Source organism: Staphylococcus sp. FSL W8-0305, from assembly GCF_037966415.1.
Lineage (GTDB): Bacteria > Bacillota > Bacilli > Staphylococcales > Staphylococcaceae > Staphylococcus > Staphylococcus aureus.
Map to the genome: position 1 here is coordinate 1,473,918 of NZ_CP150198.1, position 13,490 is coordinate 1,487,407.

Genomic DNA, 13,490 nt, shown 5'->3' on the forward strand with positions numbered 1-13,490 from the left:
TATGTTTATATTCAATGTATATTCCATAGATATCATCGATTACATTATCAATTCTATTGGTTACATTGATTCACATATACACTATGTCTTACTTTTTAAATTAAAGCTTCTAAAATATCTGCCGCACTATTTAAAATAATATCAGCTTCATGTAATTCTTCTTTTGTTGCAATACCTGTTAATACACCTATTGCCATACCTAAATTTGCATTACTAGCGGTTTTCATATCATTAGCAGTGTCTCCTACTATAGCTACTTTCTGAGGATCTACATTATATTGCTCAAATAAAGGCGATAATACTTTAGGATTTGGCTTCTCATAGGCATCCGCTTCGGTAGAAATGATCAAATCGAACAACGAGGTAGGATTGGTATGTGCTAAAAATTGTTCTACACCTTTTTTAGTATCACTCGTAACAATACCTAGTTGATAGCCTTTTGCTTTCAAATCGATAAGTGCTTCTTTAACACCTTCTACCCAATTAATTTCAGGAATACGTTCATCTACCAACTTTTGACTTGTTGACTTGGACCAGTCGGTTGTATCTTGTCCCGTCACATCATTAAATGCCTGAATAATTTGTTGTAAAGATCCTGAACCCATCACTGATTTTGGATCAATAGATTCTTTAATGACACCGAGTTGTCTTAAAGCAGCTTCTTTATTATGTACTGGAAAAGTCTCAAGCAATGATTGTACAAATCGTACCCCTATTTTTTCCCAACTTCTATCAAATTCAATTAACGTACCATCTTTATCAAATAATATCCATTCCATTAATATCAATACTCCTATTTATTTATTTCGTATTATGCTGATTCTATGATGTTCGTTATTCCCCTGAAAATGAACTCGTAGTATTGTTCTTTTTAAATATTGAATTAAATATAATAATAAGTGAAATCCCCTTCAATACTTAACAATAAACATTGTAAACTTAATTTATTACCATGCTTCGCTTCATTGAAAGGGATTTTAGTCATGATTAACTTTTACATTTTGTTTTCATGATCATATTCAATTTTTATTAATATTTTGGTACAACGACTCTCCAACCATTTTTATCTTCTAAAGTACCATTTTGAATACCAGTATAGACGTCGTATAATTTTTGAGTAATTTCACCAGTCTCATTATTATTAATAACGATTTCACGATCTTCATATCTCAATGTACCTACAGGTGAAATAACTGCTGCAGTACCACTACCAAATACTTCTGTTAACTCACCTTTATCATATGATTCGAATAATTCATCGATTGAAACGCGGCGCTCTTCGACTTCATATCCTAAGTTTTTAGCTAATTCGATAATAGATTTACGTGTAATACCAGGTAGAATACTGCCATTCAACTCTGGTGTAATTACTTTGCCATTTTCAACGAAGAAAATGTTCATGCTACCAACTTCTTCGATATATTTCTGTTCAACACCATCAAGCCATAATACTTGGTCATAACCTAATTTATTTGCATTAGTTTGTGCTAATAAACTTGCCGCATAGTTACCTGCAACTTTCGCAAAGCCTACACCGCCACGAACAGCACGTACATATTCATCTTCTACATAGATTTTAGTTGGTTTTAAAGTTTCACCACCATAATATGCACCTGAAGGAGATAAAATAATTAATAATTTATACTGATGTGATGCACCAACGCCAAGTACCCCTTCTGTCGCAAAAACAAAAGGACGAATATATAATGATTGACCTTCACCTTCCGGAACCCATTCTCTCTCTAAATCAACTAATTGCTTAAGTCCTTCTAGCAATTCACCTTCATTGACTTGAGGCATTTCTAAGCGTGCTAACGAGTTATTAAGACGCTTAAAGTTTTCATCTGGACGGAAAAGTGCAACCTCTCCATCTTTTTTATATGCTTTTAAACCTTCGAACACTGATTGTCCATAGTGAACACCTTGTGCTGCTGGCGAAATTTCAATTGGACCATAAGGTACAATCTTCAAATCATGCCATCCTTTATCCGCATCATAATCATAACTCAACATATAATCTGTAAAATACTTACCAAATCCTAATTGAGATGTATCTGGTTTTTCTTTTAATGTTTCGCGTAATTCAATTTTAACTGCTTGTGACATGGTGATTGCCTCCTAATAATATAGTATAAGAATTTGTTTAACATAAATTATAACAATCCCTATTTTACTGTTCAATAAATTTTCTAAAAATTCGAAATTAATTAACACTTTTTCAGAAAGCCTATATCTTTTAGTATAAACGTATTATTTTCATAGAGACAAGTAATCTGTGTTTGAATTATATCTTTTTAATACAAAAAACTCTTTATTTAAAAATGAACTAAGCTCGCGAATTCAATATGTATAATTAATAATATTAGAATTCATGCACTAGTTTATTAAAATAAAGAGTAATTTAAAATATCATTCCGTGTATTAAAGTGAATGGAAATGATTAGTTATTATTTTTAACAGTATCTTTTTGTTCAATAGCTTCTAACATTAATTTAGTCATGCTCACTAAATCATATTTAGGATCAAATCCCCATTCGCCACGTGAACAGCTTGTATCAATAGAATCCGGCCAACTATTAGCGATACCTTGTCTAATAGGGTCAACATCATATTCTAATTTGAAATCTGGGTAATATTCTTGTATTGCTTCTTTAACCATTTCTGGATCAAAGCTCATTGCACTTAAATTATAACCATTCCTTGTTTCTAATTTCGCATCGTCTGCTTCCATAAGTTTAATAATTGCATCAATCGCATCATCCATATACATCATATCCATATATGTCCCTTTATCTATGAAGCTTGTATAATGTCCTTCTCTTACAGCCTTGAAGTAAATTTCAACTGCGTAGTCCGTTGTGCCACCACCCGGTTCTTTAACATGCGAGATTAAACCAGGGAATCTAACACTTCTTGTATCTACACCAAATCGTGTGAAATAATATTGACACAACAATTCGCCAGCTACTTTATTTACACCATACATTGTCGTAGGTTGCTGAATCGTTACTTGTGGCGTATTAACTTTAGGAGTTGAGTCTCCAAATGCACCAATTGAACTTGGTGTGAAAAAGTGCAAATTATAAGTTCTTGCAGCTTCTAATGCATTCATTAATCCACCCATATTTAAATCCCAAGCAAGAATTGGATTTTTCTCAGCAGTTGCTGATAATAATGCTGCCATATGCATTAGACTATCCGCTTCAAAGTCCCTAACTAACTCAAACATACGGTCACGATCTGTTACGTCTAAGATTTCAAATGGTCCATTTTGTACAGGTGAGTCTGCTTCAGGTTCCCTAATATCTGTAGCAAGAACATTATCTGTCCCATAAATTTCTCTGCACTTAACAACTAATTCTGTACCAATTTGTCCTAATGCACCAGTAATCATAATTTTTTTCATAGAAATATCTCCTTTGTCTCTTCTATATAACCATAGTCCATCACAAGAGGACATAATATTCATTTTCATAATAATTATAATATAAAAGCGCTTTCTTGTATATATGACATGTACATTTTGCTGATATTTCTGTAAATGGAAATTCTAGCTGTATTAATTGATTTTAGTAATTTATAGCGTTTAATATTGCTAATTACTGTCAAATTAAATTTTTTATCCCTCAACTCTTAAACTCTGGATATCTTTCATTATATTAGCTTTTTTATAACCATGGATATCATGTAAAGCCTTATAAGCTTTAAATAATGTTTCATACCTTTGTACTTTTTCCGCTTCTGGATTAATTTCGTATAAAATTGGCTCTTTCATAGCATCAACTGCATCATTAATTGAATTATGTGCGCCACCACTGACTGCACCTAATATTGCTGCTCCTATTGCTGGTGCATACTCACTATCCATAACAATTAGTTTTTTATTCAGTACATTCGTATAGATATCCATCATAACAGCATTCTTTTTAGGTATACCGCCACATGCAAATACCTTTTCTACTTCCATATGCCAATCTTGATACTGTTGCATAATCATCTTAGTACCAAATGCTGTAGCTTCTAAATATGCTCTATAAATATCCTCATGCTTAGTTTGTAAAGTTAATCCAAAGATACAACCTGTTAAATTGCTATCACTTAATACACTTCGATTTCCATTATGCCAATCAAGAGCAATGAGCCCACTTTCACCTGGCATTTGATGTTTTATCTTTTCATTCATTAATTCAAATACAGTCATATTTCTATTTGCTGCTTCATCTACATATGACTTTGGTGCTTGCTTAGCGACATACTCAAACAAATCACCTACTGCTGATTGCCCCGCTTCATAAGCAAATAATTCTGGAATAATTGCTCCTTTTACAGAACCTGATATACCTGGCACTTGATGTTGCTTTTCATTTAACATAAGATGGCATGTGCTTGTTCCCATCACCATAGTCATTTCTTTATCTTTTTCAGATCCAATACCTAATAAACTAGCATGGGCATCAATAATAAAAGGACTTACCATAGTGTCTTTTGATAATCCTAATTTCTGTGCCATTTTATCATCCAGTTTCCCTACTGCTTCACCAATATTAACAACCGGTGCAGATACTTTATCTTGAATTACTTTTGATAATTTGGGGTCTACTTTATCAAACAAATCATAATGAAACCCTGTTTCTTCTTCCCAAAATGCTTTGAAACCTAATCCACAATTCGACCGTACATTTTTATTAGTTAATTTATTTACAATCCAATCGCCCGCTTCCATAATATAAGCCGTTTTTTCCATAATTTCTGGTGCTCGATTCATGACTTCCATTATTTTGGGAATCATCCATTCACTACTAACATTATATCCATAATGGCCTAACCACTTATTATTATTTTCAATAGCAGTTTGATATAATTTCTCTGCTTCTTTATATGCACCATGATGTTTCCAAAGTTTCACATACGCATGTGGATTGTTTTTAAATTGTTTTAAATTATGTACCGGGTTAAGGTTTTCGTCAGTAAAAATAATAGTAGATGAAGTAAAGTCTATACCAATACCTACTATATTGACTGGATCTATTTTTGATTCACGTACTATATATGATATTCCTTCTTCCATAATTTCTAAATAATCATTACTATTTTGAAGTGCATATGTATGTGGTATTTTTAAACCATTTAATTCACCCTCAATGACACCATGTGTATATGGTTTCACAAATTTTGATACTACTTGACCGTTAGTTGTATTAATTAAAAACACACGGCCTGAAGCAGTTCCATAATCAATTCCAATGCTATAAGACATCATGTTTCCTCCATATCGCTAGTTGCAGTTATTAGTTTTGCAAGCGTTTTCTTAAATCATACTCATAATAGGTTCTATTTTACAAGTATCACTAAAATTTTGCCAAAAAAAGAGCCCTCATACATTTACATATGGGGCTCCTCTAATTAATATTTAATTATTTATTTTGTATTGCATTTAACATTTCATTAACTGCTAATTTTCCTAACTCATTTGAAGCTAAAGGACTGTCACCTGTTAATAATTTACGATCTTTTAACGTTCTTCCTGTCATATCGTCGTTAACTACTTTTAAACCTTGTTTAGTTAATAAATCAGCAACTAACCATTTCAAACGTCCAGGTAAATAACCTATTTCAATATTTGCACCTTCATCTAATGAGTCAGGGAAAACACAAACAGAGTATCCTTCTAATGGAGATTTTTCTCTGTTAAGACCTGCTGAAAGTAGTGCGGCTGGTCCATGACATAATGTAACTATAAAGCGGTCATTTTCTAATGCCCAATCTAATGTTTGTTGAACGTCCTCACTTTCAGAAATACCAACAACTGCAGCATGCCCGCCTGGGATAAAGACAGATAAATAGTCTGAATCAGGTCCTAATTCATTTTTAATCACATCTGCTAATTTTTTTGGCTGTTTTAATTTTTCTTTCAATTTATTATAAGTGCTTATAACTGCCTCGTCTTCAGTTGGCATAGCCCATAATTCTAATTTAGCTGGATAACCAGATAATGTCGCAACATCAACGTCAAAACCTGCTTCCATTAAATGATGTAAAGGTAATAACATTTCAACAGGATGATTACCCGTAGAGAACATTTTTCCATTTTCCAATAATACATATCTCTCTTCAGCAGCAATCATCAATACTTTCCATTTACCATCTTTATAGGCACCTTTGTGTTCAACACCATCAAAATCTGTTTTAGGTGCTGTATATTGACTAAGGGAATATGGTGATGGGAAAAATGCGTTATCTTCTGCTTTATCTGGCGTTGGTTGCTTACTTAATTTATTTACATCTTGTGACATAGTTTATTCCTACTTTCTCTATATAGTTACTACTAGTATAGACATATGCTACACACTATAAACATGTATTACTATTAAAATGCTTATTATCAAAAATAATCAAAATGAATTTAATCGTAAAAATACAACTAAATTCTACAAGATGCTTTTAAAATTCAAACTTTAATGGTTGACAACACTAAACATTGTTATAAGAACTTACTGTTAATAAACTAAGCATTTATAAAAGAAAAAACCCACGACGATATTTGCCGTGGGAATAAATATATATTAAATTAAATCAAATTCATTTCTTTTCCTACTTTTTCATAAGCCGCAATTGCTTCGTCTAACATGTCTTTTGTATGTGCAGCTGTAGGCATATTTCTTACACGTCCTGTACCTCTTGGCACTGTTGGGAAAACGATAGATTTCACATAGACACCTTCGTCTTTTAAACGCTTACTAAATTCTTGAGTTGTTTTTTCTTCACCAATAATTACTGGTGTAATCGGAGTTTCTGACTCTCCTGTATCATATCCTAATTTTGACAATCCGTTTTTTAAATATTGTGCATTGTCCCATAATTTATCATGTAATTCAGTTGAAGCCATTAACTTTTTAACTGCTTCAGTGATTGCTTTAGTATCCCCAGGTGCTAATGATGTAGAGAATAAGAATGGTCGTGATTGTGCTTTTAACCAATCTATTAACTCTTTTGTACCTGCTACATAACCGCCAACGACACCAATTGCTTTAGAAAGCGTACCAATTTGGAAATCGATTTTATCTTGTAAACCAAAATGTTTAACCGTACCAGCGCCTTTGCCCATAACACCTGAACCATGAGCGTCGTCAACATAAGTTAATAAACCAAATTCTTCTGCAATTTCTACAATTTCAGGTAATTTAGCCACATCACCATCCATACTAAAAACGCCATCAGTGATATACATCACTTTATTGTATTGACCTGATTCAACTGCTTCTTTTGCTTTCGCACGTAAATCATCCATGTCTGAATGGTTAACTCGAATAATTTTAGCTTTTGATAAGCGACATCCGTCAATAATTGATGCATGATTAAGCTCATCTGATAAAATAGCATCATTTTTATTCATAACAGCCGAAATAGCAGCCATATTACAATTAAATCCTGATTGATAAGCTATTGCAGCTTCTGTTCCTTTAAATTTTGCTAGTGTTTCTTCTAATTCGTCGTGTAAATCTAATGTACCATTGATTGTACGAACAGCGCCTGCACCTACACCATGTGTATCAATAGCTGCTTTTGCAGCTGATTTCAAATCTTCATTTGTTGCTAGTCCTAAATAATTATTTGAAGATAAGTTAATGTATGATTTCCCATTGATTTTGATTTCTGGTCCGTTTGCACCTTCAATTGTATCTATTTCATTATACAAACCATTTTCTTTTAGATAATTTATATTTTCCTCTAAAAACTCATGTAATGATTGAACCACAGTATATAATCCCCCTTAAGTATTGTTTGGTAATACCTTTATCATACAGTAATTCTACATAACTTGAAAGCCTTATCATTCATAGATAAAATATCTCAAAGCAATCATTTAGTACGATAATTTCATAAAATGTTATACTATAAACAATATTTTAGAAAGTAGTGATTAGGGTGTTAGATTGGTTTCAACTAGCAAATAATAAAGAAAATAAAACAATTCAACTCAGACGTTATTTACACCAATATCCTGAGTTATCTTTTGAAGAATTTCAAACACATGATTATATTGTTAACCAATTAAGCCAGTTATCTTGTGATATTGAAACTCCTATCGGCCGCAATGGTATCAAAGCCACATTTAAAGGTTTGGGCACAGGACCTACCATTGCATTAAGAGCTGACTTTGATGCGTTACCTGTCGAGGAATTAAACGATGTGCCTTATAAGTCTAAAAATCCAGGATGTATGCATGCGTGTGGGCATGATGGTCATACAGCAATTTTACTTACCGTAGCAGAAATTTTAGATGAACATAAACATTTATTAGAAGGTAATGTTGTATTAATATTCCAGTACGGTGAAGAAATCATGCCAGGTGGTTCTCAAGAAATGATTGATGCTGGATGTCTGGAAAATGTAGATAGAATTTACGGTACACATTTATGGAGTGGTTATCCTACTGGAACTATTCATTCGCGTGCGGGGGCAATCATGGCCTCTCCAGATGAATTTAGTGTCACAATTAAAGGTCGTGGCGGTCATGGTGCCAAACCTCATGAAACCATTGACCCAATAGTAATCATGGCAGAGTTCATTTTAAGTGCACAAAAAATAATTTCACGTACGATTGATCCAGTTAAACAAGCTGTACTTTCATTTGGAATGATTCAAGCAGGCACCACAGATAGCGTTATTCCTGATCAAGCATTTTGTAAAGGTAAAGTTCGTACATTTGACTCGAAAATACAAGAACATGTCATGCATAAAATGGATAAGCTACTACAAGGTTTGGCAATTGCAAATGACATTGAATATGACTTGAATTATATTAAAGGATACTTGCCTGTCCATAACAACGAGAAAGCATATCAAGTTATTAAAGAAGCAACAAATGACTTACATGTACGCTTTAATGAATCAGATTTAATGATGATTGGAGAAGATTTTTCACATTATTTGAAAGTACGACCAGGTGCATTCTTTCTGACTGGTTGCGGTAATGAAAGTAAAGGTATTACAGCGCCACACCATAATCCCAAATTTGATATTGATGAAAAATCATTAAAATACGCTGTAGCTGTATTTTTGAAAATCATTGAATTAGAGCAAGTATTTAAAACAAATTAAGCATTTAAATTAATTGAAAGATATGAATCTGAGACATAAACTAATGTAATGCTCCTTCAAAGTAGACATTGAAAAATGAAAACTTTGAGAGGAGCATTTTACAATGTCCAAGGCTCAACAATTTTATTTAAACTGTATTATCAGTTATAAGTTTTATTAGTCAACCTCTCATCAATTATTGTTCTTCTAAATTGAACAGCCATTACAAAATTTACACATTAAAAAAAGACCCCTCGATTGAGGGATCTTCTTTTTATATAAAATCTAAGAAATTAGAAATTATTTAATGATTTCAGTAACAACGCCTGATCCTACAGTACGTCCACCTTCACGGATTGAGAAACGAGTACCGTCTTCAATCGCGATTGGAGCGATTAATTCTACTGTCATTTCAACGTTATCACCAGGCATTACCATTTCAGTACCTTCTGGTAAGTGAACAACACCAGTTACGTCAGTAGTACGGAAATAGAATTGTGGACGATAGTTTGAGAAGAATGGAGTGTGACGTCCACCTTCGTCTTTTGATAATACGTATACTTCTGCTTTGAATTCAGTATGTGGTGTAATTGAACCAGGAGCAGCTAATACTTGACCACGTTGTACGTCTTCACGAGCAACACCACGTAATAATGCACCAATGTTGTCACCAGCTTCAGCGTAGTCTAATAATTTACGGAACATTTCAACACCTGTAACAGTTGTTTTAGATGTGTCATGTAAACCGATGATTTCAACTTCTTCACCAACTTTGATTTGACCACGTTCAACACGGCCTGTAGCAACAGTACCACGACCAGTGATTGAGAATACGTCCTCAACTGGCATCATGAATGGTTTGTCAGAATCACGTTCTGGAGTTGGAATGTAAGTATCTACAGCTTCCATTAATTCTAAGATTTTTTCTTCGTATTGAGCATCGCCTTCTAAAGCTTTTAATGCTGAACCAGCGATTACAGGTACATCGTCACCTGGGAAGTCATATTCGCTTAATAAGTCACGAACTTCCATTTCTACTAATTCTAATAATTCTTCATCGTCAACCATGTCAACTTTGTTTAAGAATACTACTAATGCTGGTACACCAACGTTACGTGATAAAAGAATGTGTTCACGAGTTTGTGGCATTGGACCGTCAGCAGCAGATACTACTAAGATACCACCGTCCATTTGAGCAGCACCAGTGATCATGTTTTTAACATAGTCAGCGTGTCCTGGGCAGTCAACGTGAGCGTAGTGACGTTTGTCAGTTTGGTACTCAATGTGTGAAGTATTGATTGTGATACCACGTTCTTTTTCTTCTGGAGCGTTGTCAATCATGTCGTATGATTGTGCAACTGAGTCACCATTTTTTGCTAATACAGTAGCGATTGCTGCTGTTAATGTTGTTTTACCATGGTCAACGTGACCGATAGTACCGATATTGGCATGTTCTTTAGAACGATCAAATTTTTCTTTTGCCATTATAAAATCTCTCCTATTCTAATTAAAAATAATATTTAAATTTATCTCTCATGATAGTTTCTCACCATCATGAGAAATTATTTATAGCGATGCAAAAAGAATTTTACAATTCTTTTATAATGCATTCACCCCAAAAAATCAAACTATAAAGATGATAGCTTACATTTAAGCTCACCTTGTATTTTAACCTAGGCTAGCTAGTCAAAACAAGTTATATTATTCACCTTTATTTTTCTTGATAATATCTTCAGCGATTGATTTTGGAACTTCAGCATAGTGATCGAAGTACATAGTGTAAGTACCGCGACCTTGAGTGTTTGAACGTAATGATGTTGCATAACCGAACATTTCTGAAAGTGGTACATAAGCATTAACAACTTGTGCATTACCACGAGGTTCCATACCATCAACACGTCCACGACGAGATGTTACGTCACCCATGATATCACCCATGTACTCTTCAGGCATTTCAATAGTTACTTTCATCATTGGTTCTAAGATTACAGGATCACATTTTTTAGCAGCTTCTTTAAGTGCTAATGATGCAGCAATTTTGAAGGCCATTTCAGATGAATCGACATCATGGTATGAACCATCATATAATTTAGCTTTAACATCAATTAATGGATAACCTGCTAAGACACCATTTTCCATAGCATCTTTAAGACCAGCTTCTACTGATGGAATGTATTCACGAGGAACTACACCACCAACGATAGCGTTTTCGAATTCGAAACCTGCGCCTGTTTCGTTTGGTGTGAATTCAATGTGAACATCACCGTATTGACCACGACCACCAGATTGACGAGAGAATTTACCTTGAACTTGTGCAGATGATTTGAATGTTTCACGATATGAAACCATTGGAGCACCTACGTTACATTCAACGTTGAATTCTTTCTTCATACGGTCTACTAAGATGTCTAAGTGAAGCTCACCCATACCACCGATGATAACTTGTCCAGTTTCTTCGTCAGTGTGTGCATGGAATGTTGGGTCTTCTTCTTGTAATTTAACTAAAGCTTGAGTCATTTTATCTTGGTCAGCTTTAGATTTTGGCTCTACTGATAAGTGAATAACTGGCTCTGGGAATTCCATTGATTCCAAGATAATGTCATTTTTCTCACCACATAAAGTATCACCAGTACCTGTATCTTTAAGACCTACCGCAGCAGCGATATCTCCAGAGTATACAGTATCGATTTCTTGACGTGAGTTAGCGTGCATTTGTAATAAACGACCTACACGTTCACGTTTACCTTTAGTAGAGTTCTTAACGTATGAACCAGATGTCATTGTACCTGAGTACACACGGAAGAATGTTAATTTACCAACATAAGGGTCAGTCATAACTTTGAACGCTAATGCAGCGAATTCAGCTGAATCGTCTGCTTTCGCGATTACTTCTTCTTCAGGGTTGCTAGCACGGTGACCAATAATTGGTTTAACGTCTAGTGGTGAAGGTAAGTAATCAATTACAGCGTCAAGCATTAATTGAACACCTTTGTTTTTGAAAGCTGTACCACAAAGTACTGGGTAGAATTCTACGTTAGTAGTAGCTTGGCGGATAGCTTCTTTTAATTCAGAAACTGAAATTTCTTCGTCACCAAGATATTTTTCCATTAATTCGTCGCTAGTTTCTGCAACTGCTTCGATTAAGCTAGCACGAGCTTCTTCAGCTCTATCTAAGTGGTCTTCAGGAATTTCAATTTCTTCAATTTCAGTACCTAAATCATTTGTATATTTGAAACATTTCATTTCAACTAAGTCAATGATTGCTTCGAATTCGTCTTCCGCACCAATTGGTAATTGGATTGGAGCAGCGTTAGCTTGTAAACGATCATGTAATGTACTTACAGAGTATTCGAAGTTAGCACCTAATTTGTCCATTTTGTTTACAAATACGATACGTGGAACACCATAAGTTGTAGCCTGACGCCAAACTGTTTCAGTTTGAGGTTCAACACCTGATTGTGCATCAAGTACTGTAACTGCTCCGTCAAGTACACGTAATGAACGTTCAACTTCTACAGTGAAGTCTACGTGTCCAGGTGTATCGATAATGTTTACACGGTGACCTTCCCAAGCTGCTGTTGTTGCAGCAGATGTGATAGTAATACCACGGTCTTGTTCTTGCTCCATCCAGTCCATTTGTGAAGCACCTTCATGTGTTTCACCAATTTTGTGGATACGGCCAGTGTAATAAAGAATACGTTCAGTCGTAGTCGTTTTACCAGCATCAATGTGAGCCATGATACCGATATTACGAGTTTTTTCTAATGAAAATTCTCTAGCCATGTATTTTTTCTCCTTCCAGTTTATATTACTGAATAAATACGATAGATATGGCGATGCCCTAAGCATGAACGCTTAATGAAAATTCATTAATATAGAACACACTCAGGGTAAAAGCTTTTATCTTACCAACGGTAGTGAGCAAATGCTTTGTTTGCTTCAGCCATTTTGTGAGTGTCCTCACGTTTCTTAACGGCACCACCTGTATTATTTGCTGCATCTAAAATTTCGTTAGCTAAACGATCTTCCATCGTTTTTTCACCACGAAGACGTGCATAGTTAACTAACCAACGTAAACCTAAAGTAGTACGACGCTCTGGACGAACTTCTACTGGTACTTGATAGTTAGAACCACCTACACGACGAGCTTTAACTTCTAATACTGGCATAATGTTGTTGATTGCTTCTTCGAATACTTCTAATGCATCACGACCACTGCGTTGTTCAACTAGGTCGAATGCTGAATAAAGAATTCTTTGTGCTGTTCCACGTTTACCATCTAACATAATTTTGTTAATTAATTTAGTTACTAACTTAGAGTTATGAATTGGATCTGGTAATACGTCTCTTTTAGGTACTGATCCTTTACGAGGCATAATGTAAATCCTCCCTTCCTTATATTAAATATT

At 34.4% G+C, this 13,490-nt stretch carries 10 protein-coding genes; 1 reads left to right on the forward strand and 9 read right to left on the reverse strand.

The window, feature by feature from the left end; all coding sequences use genetic code 11:
* Positions 1–95: 95 nt before the first annotated feature.
* The 6 genes from NST10_RS07295 to NST10_RS07320 form a co-directional block, all read right to left on the reverse strand.
* A complete protein-coding gene (locus NST10_RS07295; protein ID WP_339209191.1) occupies positions 96–779 on the reverse strand; it encodes an HAD family hydrolase in 684 nt (227 codons plus the stop codon).
* 250 nt (positions 780–1,029) lie between these two features.
* The gene (locus tag NST10_RS07300) at positions 1,030–2,106 is read right to left on the reverse strand and encodes a branched-chain amino acid aminotransferase (RefSeq protein ID WP_000076025.1); all 1,077 of its coding nucleotides are present in this window, start codon (positions 2,104–2,106) and stop codon (positions 1,030–1,032) included.
* A 334-nt stretch (positions 2,107–2,440) separates the two neighbouring features.
* Positions 2,441–3,406, reverse strand: coding sequence for an NAD-dependent epimerase/dehydratase family protein (locus NST10_RS07305; RefSeq protein ID WP_000723304.1), 966 nt, complete (start codon positions 3,404–3,406; stop codon positions 2,441–2,443).
* A gap of 213 nt (positions 3,407–3,619) precedes the next feature.
* Positions 3,620–5,257, reverse strand: a complete 1,638-nt coding sequence (locus NST10_RS07310) for a ribulokinase (protein ID WP_000122332.1) — start codon at positions 5,255–5,257, stop codon at positions 3,620–3,622.
* Between the two features lie 157 nt (positions 5,258–5,414).
* Positions 5,415–6,293 (reverse strand): glyoxalase III HchA, encoded by an 879-nt coding sequence (gene hchA, locus NST10_RS07315; protein WP_000076412.1) that lies wholly within the window; start codon positions 6,291–6,293, stop codon positions 5,415–5,417.
* Positions 6,294–6,568: 275 nt separating this feature from the next.
* Entirely contained in the window at positions 6,569–7,756 is a 1,188-nt protein-coding gene (locus NST10_RS07320; RefSeq protein WP_000250820.1) for a glycine C-acetyltransferase, read from the reverse strand.
* Positions 7,757–7,926: 170 nt separating this feature from the next.
* On the opposite strand from NST10_RS07320, the gene NST10_RS07325 reads away from it, so the two are divergent.
* Positions 7,927–9,102 carry a M20 family metallopeptidase gene (locus NST10_RS07325; protein ID WP_339209194.1) on the forward strand — a complete coding sequence of 392 codons (1,176 nt, stop codon included), beginning with the start codon at positions 7,927–7,929 and terminating at the stop codon, positions 9,100–9,102.
* 279 nt (positions 9,103–9,381) lie between these two features.
* Here the strand turns inward: NST10_RS07325 and tuf are convergent, their stop codons facing one another.
* The 3 genes from tuf to rpsG form a co-directional block, all read right to left on the reverse strand.
* Positions 9,382–10,566 carry an elongation factor Tu gene (gene tuf / locus NST10_RS07330; protein WP_001040568.1) on the reverse strand — a complete coding sequence of 395 codons (1,185 nt, stop codon included), beginning with the start codon at positions 10,564–10,566 and terminating at the stop codon, positions 9,382–9,384.
* A gap of 216 nt (positions 10,567–10,782) precedes the next feature.
* Positions 10,783–12,864, reverse strand: a complete 2,082-nt coding sequence (gene fusA, locus NST10_RS07335) for an elongation factor G (protein WP_000090315.1) — start codon at positions 12,862–12,864, stop codon at positions 10,783–10,785.
* Between the two features lie 122 nt (positions 12,865–12,986).
* On the reverse strand, positions 12,987–13,457 hold the full coding sequence (gene rpsG, locus NST10_RS07340) for a 30S ribosomal protein S7 (protein WP_001137495.1): 471 nt from the start codon (positions 13,455–13,457) through the stop codon (positions 12,987–12,989).
* Positions 13,458–13,490: the final 33 nt, after the last annotated feature.

What these genes read in the sequence shown, in the direction of transcription:
- NST10_RS07300 (WP_000076025.1), bottom strand. Translation starts at nt 2,106, where the DNA reads ATGTCACAAGCAGTTAAAATTGAATTACGCGAAACATTAAAAGAAAAA.
- hchA (WP_000076412.1), bottom strand. Translation starts at nt 6,293, where the DNA reads ATGTCACAAGATGTAAATAAATTAAGTAAGCAACCAACGCCAGATAAA.
- NST10_RS07305 (WP_000723304.1), bottom strand. Translation starts at nt 3,406, where the DNA reads ATGAAAAAAATTATGATTACTGGTGCATTAGGACAAATTGGTACAGAA.
- rpsG (WP_001137495.1), bottom strand. Translation starts at nt 13,457, where the DNA reads ATGCCTCGTAAAGGATCAGTACCTAAAAGAGACGTATTACCAGATCCA.
- fusA (WP_000090315.1), bottom strand. Translation starts at nt 12,864, where the DNA reads ATGGCTAGAGAATTTTCATTAGAAAAAACTCGTAATATCGGTATCATG.
- NST10_RS07310 (WP_000122332.1), bottom strand. Translation starts at nt 5,257, where the DNA reads ATGTCTTATAGCATTGGAATTGATTATGGAACTGCTTCAGGCCGTGTG.
- NST10_RS07295 (WP_339209191.1), bottom strand. Translation starts at nt 779, where the DNA reads ATGGAATGGATATTATTTGATAAAGATGGTACGTTAATTGAATTTGAT.
- tuf (WP_001040568.1), bottom strand. Translation starts at nt 10,566, where the DNA reads ATGGCAAAAGAAAAATTTGATCGTTCTAAAGAACATGCCAATATCGGT.